Origin of the sequence: Nocardia sp. NPDC005825 (assembly GCF_040630175.1) — a bacterium.
Lineage (GTDB): Bacteria > Actinomycetota > Actinomycetes > Mycobacteriales > Mycobacteriaceae > Nocardia.
Genome location: NZ_JBEXXC010000012.1, coordinates 170,555 through 191,248 on the forward strand (window position 1 = coordinate 170,555; position 20,694 = coordinate 191,248).

17 protein-coding genes are annotated in these 20,694 nt (G+C 68.8%); 7 read left to right on the top strand and 10 right to left on the bottom strand.

Annotated elements, in window-relative coordinates:
• Positions 1-189: 189 nt before the first annotated feature.
• The 3 genes from ABZ382_RS28675 to ABZ382_RS28685 are packed head-to-tail and all read right to left on the bottom strand — an operon-like array spanning position 190 to position 1,743.
• The gene (locus tag ABZ382_RS28675) at positions 190-381 is read right to left on the bottom strand and encodes a hypothetical protein (protein ID WP_357095103.1); all 192 of its coding nucleotides are present in this window, start codon (positions 379-381) and stop codon (positions 190-192) included.
• The gene (locus ABZ382_RS28680) at positions 362-955 is read right to left on the bottom strand and encodes a pyridoxamine 5'-phosphate oxidase family protein (protein ID WP_357095106.1); all 594 of its coding nucleotides are present in this window, start codon (positions 953-955) and stop codon (positions 362-364) included. Before ABZ382_RS28680 ends, ABZ382_RS28675 begins: the two co-directional genes overlap by 20 nt.
• Positions 955-1,743, bottom strand: a complete 789-nt coding sequence (locus tag ABZ382_RS28685; RefSeq protein ID WP_357095108.1) for an acyl-ACP thioesterase domain-containing protein — start codon at positions 1,741-1,743, stop codon at positions 955-957. Before ABZ382_RS28685 ends, ABZ382_RS28680 begins: the two co-directional genes overlap by 1 nt.
• A gap of 220 nt (positions 1,744-1,963) precedes the next feature.
• Between ABZ382_RS28685 and ABZ382_RS28690 the strand changes: the two genes are divergently transcribed.
• Positions 1,964-2,875: an ADP-ribosylglycohydrolase family protein gene (locus ABZ382_RS28690; RefSeq protein WP_357095270.1), complete on the top strand. Its 912-nt coding sequence runs from the start codon at positions 1,964-1,966 to the stop codon at positions 2,873-2,875.
• A gap of 8 nt (positions 2,876-2,883) precedes the next feature.
• Here the strand turns inward: ABZ382_RS28690 and ABZ382_RS28695 are convergent, their stop codons facing one another.
• Together ABZ382_RS28695 and ABZ382_RS28700 are read right to left on the bottom strand one after the other, a co-directional pair.
• A complete protein-coding gene (locus ABZ382_RS28695; RefSeq protein WP_357095111.1) occupies positions 2,884-3,711 on the bottom strand; it encodes a PhzF family phenazine biosynthesis protein in 828 nt (275 codons plus the stop codon).
• 138 nt (positions 3,712-3,849) lie between these two features.
• Positions 3,850-6,321, bottom strand: a complete 2,472-nt coding sequence (locus ABZ382_RS28700) for a cation-translocating P-type ATPase (protein ID WP_357095113.1) — start codon at positions 6,319-6,321, stop codon at positions 3,850-3,852.
• Positions 6,322-6,529: 208 nt separating this feature from the next.
• Between ABZ382_RS28700 and rarD the strand changes: the two genes are divergently transcribed.
• Positions 6,530-7,456, top strand: a complete 927-nt coding sequence (gene rarD, locus ABZ382_RS28705) for an EamA family transporter RarD (RefSeq protein ID WP_357095272.1) — start codon at positions 6,530-6,532, stop codon at positions 7,454-7,456.
• Between the two features lie 49 nt (positions 7,457-7,505).
• Here the strand turns inward: rarD and ABZ382_RS28710 are convergent, their stop codons facing one another.
• Genes ABZ382_RS28710 through ABZ382_RS28720 form a run of 3 tightly spaced genes read right to left on the bottom strand, consistent with a single transcriptional unit; the run spans position 7,506 to position 10,347 of the window.
• Positions 7,506-8,558, bottom strand: a complete 1,053-nt coding sequence (locus ABZ382_RS28710) for an ABC transporter substrate-binding protein (RefSeq protein ID WP_357095116.1) — start codon at positions 8,556-8,558, stop codon at positions 7,506-7,508.
• Between the two features lie 3 nt (positions 8,559-8,561).
• On the bottom strand, positions 8,562-9,461 hold the full coding sequence (locus ABZ382_RS28715) for an ABC transporter permease (protein ID WP_357095119.1): 900 nt from the start codon (positions 9,459-9,461) through the stop codon (positions 8,562-8,564).
• Positions 9,451-10,347 (bottom strand): ABC transporter ATP-binding protein, encoded by an 897-nt coding sequence (locus tag ABZ382_RS28720; protein WP_357095121.1) that lies wholly within the window; start codon positions 10,345-10,347, stop codon positions 9,451-9,453. The genes ABZ382_RS28715 and ABZ382_RS28720 overlap by 11 nt, the downstream gene beginning before the upstream one ends.
• A gap of 158 nt (positions 10,348-10,505) precedes the next feature.
• Between ABZ382_RS28720 and ABZ382_RS28725 the strand changes: the two genes are divergently transcribed.
• The 3 genes from ABZ382_RS28725 to ABZ382_RS28735 all read left to right on the top strand — a co-directional run bounded on the left by ABZ382_RS28725 (position 10,506) and on the right by ABZ382_RS28735 (position 13,470).
• The gene (locus tag ABZ382_RS28725) at positions 10,506-12,251 is read left to right on the top strand and encodes a sensor histidine kinase (protein ID WP_357095124.1); all 1,746 of its coding nucleotides are present in this window, start codon (positions 10,506-10,508) and stop codon (positions 12,249-12,251) included.
• The gene (locus ABZ382_RS28730) at positions 12,233-12,913 is read left to right on the top strand and encodes a response regulator (protein WP_357095127.1); all 681 of its coding nucleotides are present in this window, start codon (positions 12,233-12,235) and stop codon (positions 12,911-12,913) included. The genes ABZ382_RS28725 and ABZ382_RS28730 overlap by 19 nt, the downstream gene beginning before the upstream one ends.
• Before the next feature lie 152 nt (positions 12,914-13,065).
• Positions 13,066-13,470 carry a VOC family protein gene (locus ABZ382_RS28735; protein WP_357095275.1) on the top strand — a complete coding sequence of 135 codons (405 nt, stop codon included), beginning with the start codon at positions 13,066-13,068 and terminating at the stop codon, positions 13,468-13,470.
• Between the two features lie 3 nt (positions 13,471-13,473).
• Here ABZ382_RS28735 and ABZ382_RS28740 read toward each other — a convergent pair whose 3' ends face one another.
• Both ABZ382_RS28740 and ABZ382_RS28745 read right to left on the bottom strand, forming a co-directional pair.
• Positions 13,474-14,088, bottom strand: a complete 615-nt coding sequence (locus ABZ382_RS28740) for a class I SAM-dependent methyltransferase (RefSeq protein ID WP_357095129.1) — start codon at positions 14,086-14,088, stop codon at positions 13,474-13,476.
• A gap of 71 nt (positions 14,089-14,159) precedes the next feature.
• The gene (locus ABZ382_RS28745) at positions 14,160-15,554 is read right to left on the bottom strand and encodes an alpha/beta fold hydrolase (RefSeq protein ID WP_357095132.1); all 1,395 of its coding nucleotides are present in this window, start codon (positions 15,552-15,554) and stop codon (positions 14,160-14,162) included.
• Positions 15,555-15,724: 170 nt separating this feature from the next.
• On the opposite strand from ABZ382_RS28745, the gene ABZ382_RS28750 reads away from it, so the two are divergent.
• Together ABZ382_RS28750 and dnaE are read left to right on the top strand one after the other, a co-directional pair.
• On the top strand, positions 15,725-16,969 hold the full coding sequence (locus tag ABZ382_RS28750) for a serine hydrolase domain-containing protein (protein ID WP_357095135.1): 1,245 nt from the start codon (positions 15,725-15,727) through the stop codon (positions 16,967-16,969).
• A 124-nt stretch (positions 16,970-17,093) separates the two neighbouring features.
• Positions 17,094-20,645, top strand: coding sequence for a DNA polymerase III subunit alpha (gene dnaE, locus ABZ382_RS28755; protein WP_357095137.1), 3,552 nt, complete (start codon positions 17,094-17,096; stop codon positions 20,643-20,645).
• The last annotated feature ends 49 nt before the right edge of the window (positions 20,646-20,694 follow it).

Sequence of the window (20,694 nt, forward strand, 5' to 3'; positions counted from 1 at the left end):
TGTCCGGTCAGGTCGATGCGGTAGCTCTCGGCCGGCCACAATGCGCGTTCCGATCGGGATGTCGCATGTGCTTCACAAGGTTTACTACTTCACCAAAGAGCCAATCGGGTGTCGCAGAGCCGATTCGGCGTGCGACGCGATCGCGGTCAGGTCCGGTAGCTCGGCAACGCAGCCTGGTAGACGCGGACATCACACAAGCTCGTGGTAAGGAAGCAAAATGTCCAGAAAGATCATGAAAACCGTAGCGGCGACAGTATTTGCGGCGCCCTTGCTGGTCTTGGCCGCACCCGCGGCCAGCGCCGACGCCACCGCTCCGGCGCCTCCGGCGACCTCCGCCACGCCGATCGACGGATCGTTCGGATCAGCTGCGTGGTGTTTCAACCTCGGTAGCGTCATCTGGTGCATCTGAGTGCTCCTGTGACAGCGCCATCCCTCGGTGCGCGAACTGCCAGCGGGTTGCCCCGTGTGGATCGGTCAGCGCCACCCCGACGGCCGAGTGGATGGTGAAGCGGTACAGGTGCCATGGTGCGGGACCCGCACTCTGGGCGCTGTAGGGGGCGGTGACCTCGTCTCCCGATCGTTCCGCGGGCCATCCGCCCGCGCGGTAGACAGCCGTGACGCGATCGAGTTCGGCCGCGTCCGTGACTCGGTGTGCCTCCCCGGAGAGGACCAGGTCCACTCCGGGGAGGCGGAGTGAGAGCGTGCAGTTCGGGTTCGAGGCCAGGTTCCGGGACTTCCTGGTGGCGGCGCCACTGGTGAAGTAGAGATGGCCGTCGGATTCCACGCAGCCGATTCCGGCGGAGCTGGGCTTGCCGGAAGCGCTTACCGTGCCGAGGAATTCGGCCGTCTCGGGGAGGCCGATCGCCATGTCGAGGGCTTTGCGGACACGGTCCCAGGGCAGGTCGGCCTGGCCGTAGATATTGAGATCCTCGGCGGAGACGGGGGCGGGCAGCATCAGGCGTCCTCCAGGGGGCGGAGTTGGGCGATGGCGCGCGTGTCCTGGCCGACGGTGAACCAGAGGGTGAGCGCGTCGGGGGCGGGTACGGCGTGGATGTCGAGGGGTTCGCCGAAGCGGATCGGCTTGTTGTATTCGAGGATGTAGCGGTGCGGGCCGCGGGTGAGTTCGGGTGTGCCGGACGCGAATTCGTGGACGACATGCCAGTACGCGGTGTTGGTGATGTGCCGGAAGTGGTCGGTGTCGGTGCGCCGCAGGGAGTATCGGGTGCCGTCGGCCCCGGGCGCGGGGGCATCGAGCCATTGACGCCAGCGCAGGCGACGGTCGTCGGTGGTGGAGGCCATGAGGTCGAAGAAGTCATCGGTGAGACGGGAAGGGCTCATCGTCGCCTTGTTCATGTGAATCCAGAAGCCCTCGGTGTCGACCAGGCCGCCGGTGTCGGAGTCGATACGCACGCGCATGGCGCACCAGCGCGGGGAGACGCCGGAGCACCAGCGGCGCACGCGTAGCCGGGTGGGCCAGGTGATCGGTCGCAGCACGTCGATGACGGTGCGCCGCACGATCCAGTGCGGGTGGGATTCGAGCGCGCCGATATGCGCGAGGTGGTCGACTCCGGCGTCCTGCAGGTGGCGGGCGACGCCGTCGATGCGCAGGTGCTGGTTCTCGTCCATGTCGACGGTGCTCAGGCGGCGGTTGACGTCGAAGATGTGGCCGGACCCGGGTACGGGGGCCAGGGGCGTGGTCAGTGGGGCGGCCCGGTCGGAATGGCCGGCGAGCTGGTTCTTCATCGGCAGAACCTCCGGATCTGGCATCCGAGTGGCGGGAGGGAGTGCACGGAACGACAGCGGCGGCGACACTGCACCGGAGTGATTCCGAGGGTAGTCCAGAACCCGGGAAGACCGCGGATGCCCGGGTCGGCGTGGCCCCGGGGTGGGTAACGTCGTGGTGGATCGGATACGCGTGGCGGATCGATGCCGACGGCATCGGAGGCGGAAGAGGCGAATGCGGATGGAATTGACGCCGGAGCAGGCTGATCGGGCGCTGGGCGTGCTGGTGGGGACCGCGGCGGGGGATGCGCTGGGTGCCGGGTACGAGTTCACCCATCCCGGTCCCGACGTGGAGATCCGGATGAAGGGCGGCGGGGCGTTCCGTTGGGCGCCGGGGGAGTGGACCGACGACACCGCCATGGCGATCGCGGTGGCCCGCGCGGCGGCGGTGGCGGGCGACCTGTCCGGTCCGGAAGGGCTGGACGCGGTGGCCGCCGAATTCGTGGCGTGGTGGGACTCCAAGCCCGTCGATATCGGGAACCAGACCCGGCAGGTGCTCGAGCACCGCGATCGGACCGGCCGGGCCATGCAGTTGCGCGCGCACGATCTGCCGGGGCTCACGGCGGGCAACGGGTCGCTCATGCGCACCGCCCCGGTCGCCCTCGCCTATCTCGACGATGCCGAGAAGTGCGGCAAGGCAGCCAAACTGGTGAGCTCCCTGACCCACTACGACATGCAGGCCATGCAGGCGTGCAAACTCTGGACCCTCGCCATTCGCCATGCCGTGCTGTTCGGCACCTACGACGGCCTGCGGGAGGCGCTGTCGCAGGTGGACACCGGCTTCTGGGAACCGTTGCTGGACAAGGCCGAAACTGGAGTCCCGGCCGACTTCGCCAAGAACGGCTGGGTGGTGCACGCCCTGCAGACCGCGTGGTGGGCGATCACCCACGCCGAAACCCTGCCGGCCGCACTGGAACTGGCGGTCCGCGCGGGCGGCGACACCGACACCACCGCGGCCATCGCGGGCGGCCTGCTCGGGGCCCGCTGGGGCGCGTCGGCCGTGCCCGCGGAGTGGCGGGAGATCATCCACGGCTACCCCGGCTACCGGGCCGACGATCTGGACACGCTCACCCGGCGGATCGTCGCGCGCTGACGCGGGTCTCAGTCCGGGATGCGGACGACGCCGTCGAGGTAGCGGCGGCAGCGGCCGGTCAGGCGGACGCGGTCGCCGGTCAGCGTGCAGCGCAGGGAGCCGCCGCGGCGGGAGAGCTGGCGGGCGGTGAGGCTGGTGCGGCCCAGTTCGCGGCTCCACAGCGGGGTGAGCTGGGCGTGCGCGGAGCCGGTGACCGGGTCTTCGGGAATGCCCTGGCCGGGGGCGAAGACGCGGGAGACGAAATCCACCTCGGTGCCTTCGGCGGTGAGGATGGCGGCGCGTTTCAGGTCGGGGAAGGCGGCGAAGTTCGGGCGGGATTCGCGCACTTCGTGTTCGGCGGTGACGACCAGCACCACGTCGGTGCCCTCGAAGGCGCGCAGCGGCCGCACGCCCAGCGCCTCGGCGAGCCGGTGCGGAAGTTCCTCCTGCGCATCGATTTCCACCGACGCCACCGACGGCAGGTCCAGCACCAGGTCGTCGCGGTCGCGGTCGACGCGCAACCAGCCGCTGCGGGTGTAGAAGTGCACCCGGTCCGCGCCGGGGTGCATGTCGTCGAGGATCTGGGCGGCGGTGGCCATGGTGGCGTGCCCGCACAGGTCGACCTCCACGGTGGGGGTGAACCAGCGCAGGTGGAAGGCGGGCGAGTTGTCCGGCGGCACACCCGCTTCCACGGGTAGCGCGGAGGTGTAGAAGGCGGTCTCGGCGAGGTTGTTCTCCTCGGCCAGCCGCTGCAGCAGCTCGTCGGGCAGCCACGACAGCAGCGGCATGACCGCCGCGGGGTTGCCGGAGAACGGCGCGTCGGCGAATGCGTCGAGCTGATGCAGCAAGACCTCCATGTGGCACAAGGTACCTGCGATTTCGATCGCTGCCCAGGACGGCCGACCACCCGGCGAGCCAAACCATGCGACCAGTTTGGAAACGTCGGAGCGGCGGCGCACCGTGGGGTGCGCCGCCGCTCCGGAACATCGTGCGATTCAGTCGTTTTCGTCCACGACCGCCGGTGCGTTGTGCGGGGTGTCGCCGAGATACCTGGCGCTGAGCCACCACGCCACCTCGACCAGCACCACACCGATCGCGCCGCACACCACCGCCGAGGTGGTCAGCGCGACATTGGACGGATCCAGCTTGAAGAAGTGCCGGGTGAACGGCACCGCGAACAGGATCAGGTATCCCGCAACGGAACCCGCGACCAGCAGGATCTTCCACCAGTTCCACGGCCGGGCCACGATGGCCAGCACCCACACCGCGATGATCAGCAGCGTGATCAGCGCCGTCGTGCCCGCCTGCACCTTCGCGGTGTCCCCGGCGTCGGGTCCCCGGTAGGCGATCAGGTAGGAGATGAAGGTCATCACGCCGATCACCACGCCGGACGGGATCGCCAAACGCATGACGCGGCCGACGAATCCGGTACGGGCGCGTTCGTTGTTGGGCGCGAGCGACAGGATGAAGGCCGGGATGCCGATGGTGAACCAGGCGGCGATCGTCACGTGGCGCGGCAGGAACGGGTAGCCGATCGCCTTGTAGTGGAAGATCTGCGACCCGATGCCCGCGATGCCGACCAGGAACGCCAGCACCACCGAGTAGACGGTCTTGGTGAGGAACAGGTTGGAGACCCGCTCGATATTGCCGATCACCCGGCGGCCCTCGGCCACCACGTACGGCAGGGTCGCGAACTTGTTGTCCAGCAGCACGATCTGCGCCACCGAGCGGGTGGCGGGGCTGCCCGAGCCCATGGCTACGCCGATGTCGGCGTCCTTGAGGGCGAGCACGTCGTTGACGCCGTCGCCGGTCATGGCGACGGTGTGCCCGCGCGACTGCAGCGCTCCGACCATGGCGCGCTTCTGGTCCGGGCGGACCCGGCCGAAGACGGTCTTCTCGTCGAGCACGTCCGCGAGTTCGTTCTGGTCGGTCGGCAGCGTGCGCGCGTCGACCGGATCGTCGCCGCCGCTCAGCCCGAGCGAGGACGCGACCGCGCCCACCGACACCGCGTTGTCGCCGGAGATGACCTTGGTCGAAACATGCTGGGAGGCGAAGTATTCGAGGGTGCCCTTGGCGTCGGGGCGCACCTTCTGCTCCAGCACCACCAGCGCCGCCGGAGTGACCTGGCCGGGCGCGTCGGGCGCGTCGACCGGGCGGTCGCTGCGGGCCAGCAGCAGCACGCGCAGGCCCTTGGCCCCGATCTCCTGTGCGGTGGCGGCGATCTCGGTGTCCGGGTCCAGCAGCACGTCGGGCGCGCCCATCAGCCAGTTGCCGTGCTCGCCGTAGGACATGCCGCTCCACTTCTTGGCGGAGGAGAACGGCGCGAGACCGGTGGACTGCCAGCCGGGGGCGTCCGGCAGGGCTTCCTTGATGGCGAGGACGGACGCGTTGGGGCGCGGGTCGTCGGCGGCGAGGGCGGCCAGCACGCGGCGCAACTCCTCGGGGGCCTGGCCGTCGTTCGCCGGGTCCACCGCCTGTCCGGCGTCGTCGACCGGCCGGATCTCGGCCAGCCGCATGCCGTTCTCGGTGAGCGTGCCGGTCTTGTCGGCGCACACCACGTCCACCCGGGCCAGGCCCTCGATGGCGGGCAGCTCCTGCACCAGGCACTTGCGCGCGCCGAGCCGGACCACGCCGACGGCGAAGGCGATGGAGGTCATCAGCACCAGGCCCTCGGGCACCATCGGCACCAGGGCGGCGACCATGCCGTTGACCGCGGGCCGCCAGGATTCCTTGGAGGAGAACAGCTGGTTGTAGATGGACAGCAGACCCGCCGGGATCAGCAGGTAGGTAATGACTTTCAGGATGGTGTCGATACCGCTGCGCAGCTCGGACTTGACCAGGGTGAACTTGCTGGCCTCGTCGGCGAGTTTGGCGGCGTAGGCGTCCTTGCCGACCTTGGTGGCCCGGTACGCGCCGCTGCCGGACACCACGAAGCTGCCCGACATGATCTGCGCGCCACGGGTTTTGTCGATCGGGTCGGCCTCACCGGTGAGCAGCGACTCGTCGACCTCGAGGAGTTCGGTCTCGATCACCTCGCCGTCGACGACGATCTGGTCGCCGGGGCCGAGTTCGATGATGTCGTCGAGCACGACCTCCTGCGGCGTGACCGCGGTGGCCTGCCCGTCGCGCCGCACCATCGGTTTGGCCTGTCCGACGATGGCCAGCTTGTCGAGGGTGTTCTTGGCCCGGATCTCCTGGATGATGCCCACCGCGCTGTTGGCGATGATCAGCAGGCCGAACATGCCGTCGATGATCGATCCGGTGGCCAGCACCAGGATGAACAGCACGCCGAGGATGGCGTTGATCCGGGTGAAGACGTTCGCCCTGACGATGTCCTTGACCGACCGGCTGGCCCGTTCCGGCACGTCATTGGTCAGCCCGTCCCGCCGCCGCTGCTCCACCTCGGCGGAGGTGAGCCCCAGCGCGGGTGGGCTCGGCGGACTCGCTGCCTGCGCGGTGATCGACATGCCGACCAGGCTAGCCCTTCCGCGCCGTTAACCCAGGTGTAGCTGAATTCAGCGGTGTCGAGAATGTGCGCTGTGCCAGGTCACGGGCAAATCCGACAAATCGGACATCGGGAAAAGGACTTGTTGCGCACGCTAACGTAATCGAGTGGCCGAAGGACATCAGCATCCGAAGTCCCCCGCCCCGCACCCGGCCGCGGGTGCCGCGACGGTGACGGCCGAGCGCGGGTGGCGTGGCCGATTCGCGCGCCACGGCGGCGAGCGGGACGCCGGGATCGCGTTCGGGATCGGCGCGTACTTCCTGTGGGGTCTGTTTCCCGCGTTCTTCGGTTTGCTGTCCTTCGCGAGCGCGGGGGAGGTGCTGGCCGAGCGGATCCTGTGGACCCTGGTCGTCGCGCTGCTGGCGCTGCTGGTCGCCGGGCGGCTCGGGGAACTGCGGCGGATCGACGCGCGGACCTGGCGGCTGGCGGCGGTGGCCTCGGCCGCCATCTCACTGAACTGGGGCACCTATGTGTACGGGGTCATCTCGCATCACGTGGTGGAGTGCGCGCTCGGCTATTTCATCAACCCGCTGGTGACGGTGGCGTTCGGCGTCCTCATCTTCCGCGAGAAGCTGCGCGCCCCGCAGTGGGTGGCGCTCGGGCTGGGCGCGACCGCGGTGATCGTGCTGACCGTCGACTACGGGCGGCCGCCGTGGATCGCCTTGATCCTGGCCTGCTCGTTCGCCACCTACGGTCTGGTCAAGAAGGTGATCCGGCTGGACGCGCTGCCCGGGTTGGCGGCGGAGGGGCTGGCGGCCGCGCCGTTCGCGTTGATCGCCGTCATCGTCATCGCGCTCACCGGCAACGCGACCTTCGGCTCCGCGGCCGGGCACACCGGGCTGCTCATGCTGACCGGTCCGGTGACCCTGGTCCCGCTGGTGCTGTTCGCCCTGGCCGCGCCGCGAGTCCCGTTGTCCACCATGGGAATCCTGCAGTACCTGACGCCAGCGCTCCAGCTGACCTGGGGTGTGGCCGTCGGCCACGAACCGATGCCCGCCTCCCGCTGGGCGGGCTTCGCGCTGATCTGGCTGGCGCTGGCCATCTTCACCGCCGACGCCCTGCGCCGCTCGCGCCGCGCCGCGAAGACCTCCGCCTAGCCCGGAACCGCACACCCCCTCATGCGGTGTGCGGTTCCGGGCGGCCGGGTCAGGGTTGGCGGGCGCCCTGGGCCTTGCCGGCGAACTCGTTGGTGTAGGTGGCGTCCAGGTCGATGCGGTCCTTGACGGGCGCCACATTGCGGGAGTACTGGCCGAGGATGCGCAGGACGTTCTCCGCGCCTTCGCGTTTCATCAGGCCGTCACCGTTGAACATGCTGATCGAGTCGGTGATGGACTTGACGTACAGCTTCGGATCGCCGCCCGCGTACTGGGCGGGCATCTCGGCGGCGATCTCCTCGGGGGAGTGGGTCTTGATCCAGCGCAGCGTCTCCACGAACGCGTTCGCGAGCTGCTGCACGATCTCCGGATGCGCCTGCACGGTCTCGCACCGCATGTACAGCGACGCGGCCGGATACAGTCCGCCGAGCGCCGCCCGGGTGCCCTGCTCGTTGCGCATGTCCACCAGCACCCGGGCGTCCCCGGAGGAGACCATCTTGGCGACGGTCGGATCGGTGGTCATGCCCGCGTCGATGCCGTCGTGGTTCATGCCCGCGATGAAGGTCTGTCCCGCACCGACTTTCACCCGCGTGTAGTCGGAGGTCCCCAGCCCGGCCTGCCCGGCCAGCGCCTGGGTGAGGAAGTCGGTGGACGACCCCAGCGACGTGACACCCAGATTCCGGCCCTTGAAGTCCGCCGGCGACTTGATCGCGGCGGCGTCGTCCTCGGACACCAGCTCCACCTCGCCGGGCACGTCCGCGAACTGCACCACCGTCTTCAGGCACTGGTCCTTGGCCTGCAGGTCGATGGTGTGGTCGTAGAAGCCGACCACGGCCTGCACGTCACCGGTGAGCAGCGCGGTCTCGGCGTTCGCGCCGGACTGCTCACCCAGCAGCTGCACGTCGAGGTCGTTGGCCCGGAAGAAGCCGAGCCGCTCGGTCAGCATGGCGGGCAGGTAGATGACCTTCTCCAGGCCGCCCACCATGATGGTGATCTGCGGCCGCCCGTTCGCGGTCGGAATGGTGCGGGAGTCGCGGCAGCCGGTCGCCAGCAGCAGCGAGCCGACGGCGAGCAGGATCACGGCGATATGCTTGCGGTACTTCATGGCTCAGATCCCGTGTCCCGAACCGGCCTGCGACGGACGCCATTTCAGCAGCCGGTTCTCCGCGAGTCCGATCAGCCATTCGGCGACCAGCGCCACCACGGTGATGATGATCATGCCCGCGTAGATGCCCGCCGCGTCGAACGTGCCCTGGGCGTTGCTGATCAGCAGGCCCAGACCCTTGCTGGCGCCGGCGTACTCGCCGACCACCGCGCCGATCAGCGCGAAACCGAACGCCGTGTGCAGCGACGACAGGATCCAGGTGGTGGCGCTGGGCAGCACGATCGAGCCCAGCACCTGACGGCGGCTCGCGCCCAGGATGCGGGCATTGTCGATCACATTGCCGTCGACCTCACGCGCGCCGGTGAAGGCGTTGAAGAACACCGCGAAGAACACCAGCACCACCACCGTGGCCACCTTGGACTGCAATCCCAGCCCGAACCAGATGATGAACAGCGAGGCCAGCACGATGCGCGGGACCGCGTTGAGCGCCTTGATGAACGGGGCCAGCACATCGGCCCAGTAGCGGGAGCGGCCCAGCAGCACGCCCAGCACGATGCCCGCGATGGTGCCGATGGCGAAGCCCAGCACCGCCTCCTGCACGGTGGTGTACAGCTGCAGCCAGATCGAACCGAACTGGGTTCCCTCGGTGAACCATTCGACCAGGCGGTCCCAGATCAGCGACGGCTTGGAGTAGAAGAACGGGTCGATCCAGTAGGTGGCGGTGAGCTGCCAGGAACCCAGCCACACGGCCACGATCAGGGCGCGCAGACCCCAGGTGCGGATCGTGTTCCGGCGGGCCTGCGAGCGGACCCGCGCGAGGATCTGCTCCTCGGTCTCCACCTCGAATTCCGGTGCGGTGGCGGTCTTGTCCATGACATCGAGCGTCGATGCGTCAAGCGACACGGGCCGCTCCCTTCGTGCGAGCCGCCTCGACCTGATCGCGCAGCGTTTCCCAGATCTCCTTGTAGAGGTCGCGGAACTCCTCGGTGAGCCGCACCTCCTCGACATCGCGCGGCCGGTCCAGCGTGACCTCGAAATCGCCGCACACCGTCGCGGGACTTGCGGTCATGACGACGACCCGATCGGCGAGGGCGATGGCCTCTTCCAGGTCGTGGGTCACGAAAATGACCGCCGCCCGGCCCTTCTCCCGGCCCCCGGCGTCCTTCCGGGCGTCGGAGCCGTCCGAGCCCGACCACACGCGCAGCAGTTCGTCCTGCATGAGCTGGCGGGTCTGCACGTCCAGGGCGCTGAACGGCTCGTCCATGAGGATGATCTCGGGGTCGTTGACCAGGGTCTGGGCCAGCGCCACCCGCTTGCGCATACCGCCGGACAGCTGATGCGGGTAGTAGTTCTCGAACCCGCCGAGCCCGACCGTGCGCACCCAGCGGGCCGCCCGCTCGCGCGCCTCGGACTTGCCGACGCCCCGGAACTTCGGGCCCAGCGCCACGTTCTCGAGCACCGACTTCCACGGCAGCACCGCGTCCTGCTGGAACATGTAGCCGACGCCGTCCGGGATGCCGCGGACATCCTTGCCGCGCACCAGGGTTCGACCGGCCGAGGCCGGCTCCAAGCCCGACACGAGCGACAGCGTGGTCGACTTGCCGCAGCCGGTGGGGCCGACGACGGCGACGAACTCACCCGCGGCGACGGTGAAGTTCAGGTCGCGCACCGCGGTGTGGATGCCGCCGTTGTTGCCGGGGAACCGCTTGGTCGCGCCGCGCAATTCGATCAGGGGTGCCGGCTCGATCGGTGGCGTCGTGCCACCGCGCTCCGTGGTCGTTGTGCTCATTACCGCTCCGTTCCAGTGCCGCCGCTGCGGCGTCGAAGCGAAGCTACGTGTGCCGGGTCACACTCCACCCGGTTGTGCGCGCAAGTCACACAAGCAGCGATTCGACCGTTTTGCGCATTCTGCTCAGGCGTTTGCGGAGGGTTGTCTACACTGGCGTCGTGTTATCGCCTGGCCCGCGTTCCGTCCGGCTCCGGACGCAGATCCTGCTGTTGCAGATCGCGGTGGTGGGTCTGACCGTCGGCCTGGCCTTCGGCGTCTTCGCCTACGTCAGCGGCGACCGCCTCTCGGGCGAATACGGGCAGCGCGCCTTGGCCATCGCCCGCACCGTCGCCTCCGACCCGCAGGTCCGCGCCGACGTCGCACACTACGCGGACAGCCCGCTTCCGACCGGCCCGGGCCTGAGGGCGGAACTCGCCGACGGAGAACTCGAGCGGATCGCCGACAGCGCCCGGCTGCGCACCGATGCGTTGTTCGTCGTGATCACCGACGACGCGGGCATCCGCCTGGCCCACCCCGACCGCGCCCGCCTCGGCGAGATGGTCAGCACCGATCCCTCCCGCGCCCTGGGCGGCGGCGAGGTCGTGATCCAGGAACACGGCACCCTCGGCGAATCGGTCCGGGCGAAAGTTCCGGTCCTGCAACCGGATCCGCAGGGCTCGCCGCCAGGCGCGCAGTCGGGTCCCGGTCGCGTCGTGGGCGAGGTGAGTGTCGGCATCTCGACCGCGGCCGTGCACGATCAGCTGCTGCGGGATCTGCGCCGGGCCGGTCTGCTGGTCGGCGGCGCGCTGCTGGCGGGTATCGCCGGCTCGGTGTTGCTGGCCCGTCGCTGGCACGGCCTGACCCTCGGCCTCGAACCCGCCGATCTGGCCGACCTGGTTCGTGAGCAGGACGCCGTCCTGCACGGCATCGGCGAGGGCGTGGTCGCCGCCGACGCGAAATCCCGGATCACCGTCGTCAACGACGAGGCCCGCCGTCTGCTCGGCATCGATCCCGCGCCCGGCAGCGGAATCGACTCCATCGGCCTGACTCCCCGTGTCCTGCAAGCCTTCCGCGCCGCCGACGGCAACCCGGTCCAGGCCGCCGTCGGCGACCGCATCGTGGTCGTCACCGCCCGCACCGTCACTCGCGACACCCGCGCGCTCGGCGCGGTCCTGTCCGTCCGCGACCGCACCGACGTCGAATCCCTCACCCGCCAGCTCGACGCCGTCTCCACCATGAGCACCGTCCTGCGCGCCCAGCGCCACGAATTCGCTAACCGCCTCCACCTCCTCTACGGCCTCCTCCACACCGGCCGCCCCGGCGAGGCCGCCCGCTACCTCGAGGAGTTGCTGGGATCGGGACCGCTCGGCACCACGTTGCCGGGCATCGACACCATCAGAGACCCCTACCTGCAAGCCTTCCTGGCCGCCAAGGCCGCCCACGCCCGCGAACAGGGCGTCCAGCTCCGCCTCGGCCCCAACACCTGGGTCGACGCGAATCTCGCCGCCCCCGTGGACGTCACGACGGTGCTCGGCAATCTCGTCGACAACGCCATCGACGCGGCGGGCGGCGCCCCGGCCCCCGGCGGCGAACCGGTGGTGGAGGTCGAGCTGGTGCGCGACGGCGACACCTTGCACCTCGCGGTGGCCGACAGCGGGGCAGGCGTACCGTCCGAGCTCGCGGATTCGATTTTCGCCGAAGGGGTCTCGACCAAATCCGGTGGCGGACCCGGCGGGCGCGGCCTGGGCCTGGCACTCGCGCGCCAGGTGGCGCGCGCCCGCGGCGGCGAGGTACTGCTCGGAGACCCCGGTGGGTCAGGCGAGGATCCAGTGGACGAGGAGTCCCGGCTGCGGGGAGCGGAGTTCATCGCCCGCATGCCGGGCGTACTGACCGAGGAGGAGCCGGCGTGGGCCGAGGAGAACTGACCGTCCTGGTGGTCGACGACGACTTCCGCGTCGCGAACCTGCACGCCGGAATCGTCTCCGCACTCCCCGGATTCGCGGTCGGAGCCACCGTGAACTCGATCGCCGCCGCGCGCGCCGCACTGGCCGAGGGCCCGTTCGAGCTGGCGCTGGTGGACGTCTACCTGCCCGACGGCTCCGGCGTCGACCTGGTCCGCGAGCTCACCTGCGACGCCATGATGCTCACCGCCGCAACGGAATCGGCCACGGTGCGGGCCGCACTGTCGGCCGGCGCCCTCGGCTATCTGGTGAAGCCGTTCGATCACGCGGCGCTCGCCACCCGGCTGGCCGGTTACGCGCGCTATCGGCGACTGCTCTCGGGCCCGGAGGTGACCGCCGCCGATGTCGATGCCGCGCTGGCGGCCCTGCGCCCCGCGACGTCCCCGGCCGGCGTGTCGGCCGCGTCGGCGGCCGCCTCGCCGACGAAAGATCTGGTGCTGCAAGCGGTCCGCGACGCCGACGCCGCCATGTCGGCGGCTCAGGTGGCGGCCGCCATCGGCATCTCCCGCGCCACCGCGCAACGCTATCTGGCGAACCTGGTCGGTGCCGGTGACCTGCGAATGCAGCTGCGCTACGGCAGTACCGGCCGCCCGGAACAGGAGTACTCCGCGCCCCGGCGCGCATGACCGTCCGGGCGCGGCATGCTCGTGTGAGGGTCGCCACACCGCCCTTGGCGAATTCTCGGGCACCTGGTTACCGTCGAATCAGTGGCGGTGCTCCTGTCGGCCGACTTGTACCGGTCCAGGGTCGGGATCGCCACGAACACAGGAGAATTCCTATCACTATCCAGTTCAATCACACCATTGTCGCGTGCACGGACAATCGGGTTTCCGCCGAATTCTGGGCGGATATCCTCGGGATGGAGGTGGGCAAGCCGTACGGGCCGTTCATTCCGATTTCCGTCGGGAACGGTGTCACCTTCGACTTCGCCAATCTGCCACCGGGTTTCGAGGGTCAACCGCAGCCGCAGCATTACGCGTTCCTGGTCTCCGAGGACGAGTTCGACGCGGCGTACGCCAAGATCAAGCGGTACGGCATGACGTACTGGGCCGATCCGCGGCAGCAGGGCGTCAACGAGATCAACCACAATGACGGGGGCCGGGGGATCTATTTCCTCGATCCCGTCGGCCACTTCATGGAATTGATCACCGTCCCCTACGGCGGCTGGCCGCAGGCGGAATAACCGCTACGGAGCGACCGCGGTGCCCAGGGAGAACGCCACCCAGGGCTTGGGGCCCTGCTGGTAGTACCGGTCGATATCGCGGATCTCGAAACCCGCGGCTTCGATCAGTCCGGGGATATCGCGGTTGAGATGGCAGCCACCGGCGATCTTCTGCTCGAGGGGGTCCAGCCGGTGCTGCCATTTCCGGACACCCGGATCCGGCGCCAGGCCGTGCTCGACGAAATGGAAAGTGCCGCCGGACACCAGCACTCGGCGCACCTCGGTGAGCGCGGCGTCGACATCGGGAATCGTGCACAGCGTCCACGTCGACAGCGCGGAATCGAAACTGTTGTCGGCGAACGGCAGTGCCTGCCCGTCCAGCCCGGCGCGTTCCACCGGAATCGTCGACGCGGCCACTCGTCCGGCGGCCATTCGCCAGCCGAGATCGGCGGGCTCGACCGCGCTCACCGACTTCACGGTCTCCGGATAGAACGGCACATTGCGCCCGGATCCGAAGCCGATCTCGACGACCCGGCCCTGGAGTCCGGCGCAGACCCGCCGGCGTTCGCCGTTCATGTTCTTCGCGCCGCAGCACAGGTCGACCAGCCGGGGCACGACTCGATCCTCGTAGAATCCCACGACACCACTCTCGCAATCGGTTGGCTCGTCCGCCACTCTTTCGGTTCATACGGGCGAATCGGGCGGTCGGTTCAGTGGCCGGGCGGGAAGCGCTGGGTCAGCCAGCCGGTCACGGTGGTCAGCACCTGCGGGTCGATGGTGGTCTCGATCCGGGCGTACTCGTCCGGCGTGCCCTTGTCGGCGGGCTGCATCAGGTGATTGAGACCGTCGAACACGGTCACGGTCGCGTCCGGATCCGCGGCCAGCAGCGTCCGCGCCGGGCCCTCGTTCTGGGCCGCGGGCACCTGGAGATCCTTGCTGCCGTAGAACGCCAGCACCGGAACCCGCAGCGCCGACAGCGCCGGGGCCGGGTCGTAGCAGACCAGGGCCGCCATGTACGGCGACACCACCTCGTCCATGGCCTCCTCGGAGAGCCGTTCGTCCGCGGGGAGGGTGTCATTGTGCTGGCGCACATAGTCCTTGGCGGCCACCAGATCGCCCTTGCACAGCACCGATGACAGCGTCGAGGTGAATCCGACCTGCTTGCCGACCTGCTCCGGCGTCGCTCCCTGCGCGGTCAGGATCAGCCGATTCTGTTCCAGCAGCACCTCGGAACCGGGCACCGCCGGGCCCGCCATCATGATCACGAAGGCGACTCCGCTGTCGGGTCGCCGCGCGTACAGCGGTGCGAGATACCCGCCCTCGCTGTGCCCGAGCAGCCCGATCCGCCGGGCGTCGATATCGGAACGGCCGCGCAGGAAGGTCATTCCGGCGGCGATGTCGTCGGTGAGATCGCTGTAGGTCGCGCTGTTCAGCCGCCCACCGGTCTGGCCGACACCGCGCTTGTCGGTCCGCAACACCGCGTACCCCGCTCGGGTGAGGGTGTCGGCGAGCAGCAGGAACGGCTTGTGGCCCAGCAGTTCCTCATCGCGGTCGTTGGCTCCGCTGCCGTTGATCAGCAGCACCGCCGGGAACGGCCCGCCCGACTGCGGCTCGGTCAGGGTTCCCGCGATCGTGATGTCACCGCTGCGATAGCTGACATCCTCGGATTTGTACGGGAATGGGGGCTTCGGTTCCTGCGGTCGCGGCGGCCCCTCGACCTTGCCGTGGGTCAGGGTCAGCGGGAACGACTGCCCGGACTGGGTGAACTGCCCCTTGATGCTGTCGGCGCCCTTGTCGTAGACGCCCTGGAACGACGGCTTGCCCGGAATCTTGGTGATCGTCCAGGTCACGGCGTCCGCGCCGGTCCGCACGTCGCTCAACGGCCCGTCCACCACGCCCTGCGTCGGAATGTCGATGGTGGCCGTGCCGTCCGCGGTGAAGCTGACGCCCACCGCCAGCGGCTGATCGGGCACTTCGATCGTGCCGTGCCAGTCCCCGGTCAGCGGGACCGGCGGGGCGCTCTCCTGTTTCGACGACGAACATCCGGCGACCAGCGCGGCGATCACGACCAGCGCCGCCGCAACCATCGACCACGGCTTCCGCATGCGCTTCAGCCTACCGATACCCCACCGTCACCCCGCTGATCTCGGTAAACCTCGCGTCGATAACGCCGAGGTCACTACCCGGCCATCCTGGATAACCACTGGGCCAACGACAGTAACTCTCGCGGTGTCGTCATTGCCCTCGGTGACTGGTCACTCGTACCGTGGATTCCGTGAGCAATGACGCTACGGGGCTCGTCGACCTGCCCGCCACGGTGGGTGGTTACGCGGCCGCCGAATTCGGCCCGCTGGTTCGCACTTTCGCCCGCATGGTCGGCGGTCACCCGGGCGCCGGGGGCGCGCTCACGGTGCACCTGCGCGGGGCGCCGCTGGTGCGGATCTGGACGGGGGAGGCCGCGCCGGGCCGGGCCTGGGACGCCGATACCGGGGCCATCGTCTTCTCCGCCACCAAGGGCATCGCGGCCACCGTCATCCACCGGCTCGCCGACCGCGGCCTCCTCGACTACGACGCCCCCGTCGCCCACTACTGGCCGGAATTCGCGGCCAACGGCAAGGGGCGAATCACGGTGCGGCAGTTGCTGTCCCATCGCGCCGGACTCTACGGGCTGCCCGAGATCGCGCGCGGCCTCGACGACGTGCTCGACCACCGCATGATGGAAGACCAGCTGGCCGCCGCGAAACCCGATCACCTGCTGGGCGTCCCGACCTATCACGCGCTCACCTTCGGCTGGCTGCTCGCCGGGCTGGCCCGCGCGGTCACCGGGCGCGGCATGGCCGAACTGATCCGCACCGAGGTCGCCGAACCGCTGGGCGCGGAGGGCATCCACCTGGGCCTGCCCCCGGCGGGATCGCCGACCAGCGCCGCGGTGCTGAGCGGCAACAAGCTGTCGGCCGTCGGCGCCAACTACGTCTCGCTGGTGCTGGGCCGCGCGTACTCATTGCCCGGCGCGGTCGGCGCGGCGGCGCGGGCGCTGTTCCTGCCCGGCCTCGATCAACTGCTCGAGGGCGAGGACCCGCCGATCCTGCACACCGAACTGGGCGCGGGCAACGGCGTCTGCACCGCCACCGGACTGGCCACCGTGTACGGGGCGCTCGCCAACGAGGGCATGCACGAAGGCCGCCGGTTCCTGTCGCCGGAGACCATCGCGGCCATGCGGCAGGTGGAGACCTATCGGCTCGACCACGCGCTGTTCTACATCCCGATGATGTGGCACATGGGCTATCACTCGCTGCCGGTGCCGGGGGCGCTCGCCGGCTTCGGGCACATCGGATTGGGCGGGTCCTTCGGCTGGGCGGAACCCCGGCTGGGCCTGTCGGTCGGATTCGTCCACAATCGGCTCGGAATCGGGGCCATGAGCCTGGACCAGATCGCGTCGGCATGGGTGCTGCCGCTGGCGGTGCGGGGCGCCAACGCGGCGCGCCGCACCACGACCCTCGCCCGGCCCGCCGCCGCCTGAACCCGATGCCAGCGAGCGGCTCCGGGTGACCTCTGCCACGACACGCAGGGCCCGCCACGCCGATCATCGGAGGCGCCCCCGCGTGGCTGCGGAACTCGTCGGTGGGGCCGCATAGTATGTCCGGGTGTCAGCCTCGTCGGGATCATTCGTCCATCTCCACAACCACACCGAGTACTCGATGCTCGACGGCGCGGCGAAGATCACGCCCCTGTTCAAAGAGGCGACCCGGCTGGGAATGACCGCCGTCGGCATGTCCGACCACGGCAATATGTACGGCGCCTCGGAGTTCTACAACTCCGCCAAGAAGCAGGGCATCAAGCCGATCATCGGCATCGAGGCCTACATCGCGCCCGAGTCCCGGTTCAACACCAAGCGCGTGCTGTGGGGCGACCCGTCGCAGAAGGGCGACGACGTCTCCGGTTCGGGTTCCTACACCCACATGACCATGGTCGCGGAGAACGCGACCGGTCTGCGCAACCTGTTCAAGCTGTCCAGCCTCGCCTCCATCGAAGGCCAGCTGGGCAAGTGGGCGCGGATGGACGCCGACATCATCGCCGAGCACGCCGAGGGCATCATCGCCACCACCGGCTGCCCGTCCGGTGAGGTGCAGACCCGCCTGCGCCTGGGCCACGAGCGCGAGGCCCTCGAGGCCGCCGCCAAGTGGCAGGAGATCTTCGGCCCCGAGAACTTCTTCCTCGAGATCATGGATCACGGCCTGTCCATCGAACGCCGGGTGCGCGAGGGCTTGCTGAACGTCGGCAAGCAGCTGGGCATCCCGCCGCTGGCCACCAACGACTGCCACTACGTGCACGAGCACGACTCGGGCAATCACGAAGCGCTGCTGTGCATTCAGACCGGCAAGACGCTCTCGGACCCGACCCGCTTCAAGTTCGACGGCTCCGGCTACTACCTCAAGTCCGCCGAGGAGATGCGGGCGATCTGGGACGCGGAGGTCCCCGGCGCGTGCGACAACACGGTCCTCATCGGCGAGCGCGTCCAGTCCTACGACGACGTCTGGGCGCACCGCGACCGGATGCCGATCTTCCCGGTGCCCGAGGGTGAGACCCAGGGCAGCTGGCTGCGCAAGGAAGTCATGCGCGGCCTGGACCGGCGCTTCCCGAACGGCGTTCCGCCGGAGTACATCACGCGCGCCGACTACGAGATCGGCGTCGTCAACGAAATGGGCTTCCCCGCCTACTTCCTCATCGTCGCCGACCTCATCACCTACGCCCGCTCGGTCGGCATCAATGTCGGCCCGGGCCGTGGTTCGGCGGCCGGCTCGCTGGTCGCCTACGCCATGGGCATCACGAACATCGACCCGATTCCGCACGGTCTGCTGTTCGAGCGCTTCCTCAACCCCGAGCGCGTGTCCATGCCCGATATCGATATCGACTTCGACGATCGCCGCCGCGGTGAGATGGTCCGCTACGCCACCGACAAGTGGGGCAGCGACCGCGTCGCCCAGGTGATCACCTTCGGTACGATTAAAACCAAAGCGGCGCTGAAGGACTCGGCCCGCGTGCAGTTCGGCCAGCCCGGCTTCGCGATCGCCGACCAGATCTCCAAGGCGCTGCCGCCGCCGATCATGGCCAAGGACATTCCGCTCTCGGGCATCATGGACCCGGAGCACGAGCGGTACAAGGAAGCCGCCGAGGTCCGCGAGCTCATCAACACCAATCCGGACGTCAACAAGATCTACGAGACCGCGCGCGGTCTCGAAGGTCTGATCCGCAACGCCGGTGTGCACGCCTGCGCCGTGATCATGTCGTCCGAGCCGCTGACGGACGCGATCCCGGTGTGGAAGCGCGCCCAGGACGGCGCGATCATCACCGGCTGGGACTACCCGTCGTGTGAGGCCATCGGCCTGCTGAAGATGGACTTCCTGGGGCTGCGCAACCTGACGGTCATCGGTGACTGCCTGGTCAACATGAAGGCCAACCGCGGCATCGACCTGGACCTCGACACCCTGCCGCTGGAAGACGCCGCCACCTACGAATTGCTCGCGCGCGGTGACACTCTCGGCGTGTTCCAGCTCGATGGTGGCGCCATGCGAGATCTGCTGCGCCGTATGCAGCCCACCGGCTTCGAGGACATCGTCGCCGTGCTCGCGCTGTATCGCCCCGGCCCCATGGGCATGAACGCGCACAACGACTACGCCGACCGCAAGAACGGGCGGCAAGAGGTCAAGCCGATTCACCCCGAATTGGAAGAGCCGCTGAAGGACATCCTGCGTGATACCTACGGCCTGATCGTGTATCAGGAGCAGATCATGCAGATCGCGCAGAAGGTCGCCGGCTACTCGCTGGGTCGAGCAGACATTCTGCGTCGCGCCATGGGTAAGAAGAAGGCCGAGATCCTGGAAGCCGAGTTCGAGGGCTTCGAGGAGGGCATGGTGGCCAACGGCTTCTCCAAGCCCGCGGTGAAGGCGTTGTGGGACACCATCCTCCCGTTCGCCGGGTACGCGTTCAACAAGTCGCACGCCGCCGGCTACGGCCTGGTGTCGTTCTGGACCGCCTACCTCAAGGCCAACTATCCCGCCGAGTACATGGCCGGTCTGCTCACCTCCGTCGGTGACGACAAGGACAAGGCCGCGGTCTATCTGGCCGACTGCCGCCGCCTGGGCATCCAGGTGCTGCCGCCCGACGTCAACGAGTCCGAACTCGAATTCGCCTCGGTGGGCAATGACATTCGCTTCGGCATGGGCGCGGTCCGCAATGTCGGCGCGAACGTGGTGGCCTCGATCATCGCGGCGCGCAAGGAGAAGTCGAAGTTCACCGACTTCTCCGACTACCTGAACAAGATCGACGCCATCGCCTGCACCAAGAAGGTCACCGAATCCCTCATCAAGGCAGGCGCTTTCGACTCGCTCGGGCATCCGCGCAAGGGCCTGCTGCTGGTGCACTCCGACGCCATCGACGCCTGCATGTCGACCAAGAAGGCGGAGGCCATCGGCCAGTTCGACCTCTTCGGCGGCCTGGACGAGGGCGACGACTCGATCGCGAGCGTCTTCAATGTGAAGGTCCCCGACGACGAATGGGAGACCAAGCACAAGCTCGCCCTGGAGCGGGAGATGCTGGGCCTCTACGTGTCCGGGCATCCGCTCAATGGCGTCGAGCACGTGCTGACCGCGCAGTCGGACACCAATATCCCGGCCATCCTCGAAGGCGACATCAAGGACGGCTCGCAGGTCACCATCGGCGGCATCTTCGCCAATGTCACCCGCCGCGTGAACAAGAACGGCCTGCCCTGGGCCTCGGCGCAGCTCGAGGACCTGACCGGTGGCATCGAGGTGCTGTTCTTCCCGCAGTCCTATTCGGTGTACGGCATGGACGTCACCGAGGACGCCATCGTGCTGGTGAAGGCCCGCGTCAACGCCCGCGACGACCGGGTCTCGCTGATCGCCAACGACCTTGTGGTGCCGGACCTTTCCTCGATCGGCGTCGACAAGCCGCTGCAGGTGGTCATCCCGACCCGCCTGTGCACCCCCGACAAGATCGGCGAACTCAAGCGCGTCCTGTCTCGCCACCCAGGCACCGCGGACGTGCACATCAAGCACGTCGGCTCCCGCGACCGCACCACCAAGCTGAAGGTCGCCGACAACCTGCGCGTCTCGCCGTCCTCGGCGCTCATGGGAGACCTCAAGGCCCTGCTGGGCCCGGGTTGCCTCGCGAGCTGACAGGCCACGGGCCGGGGATTGCCCACCCCTTGTTGCCCTGTGTGTCCCT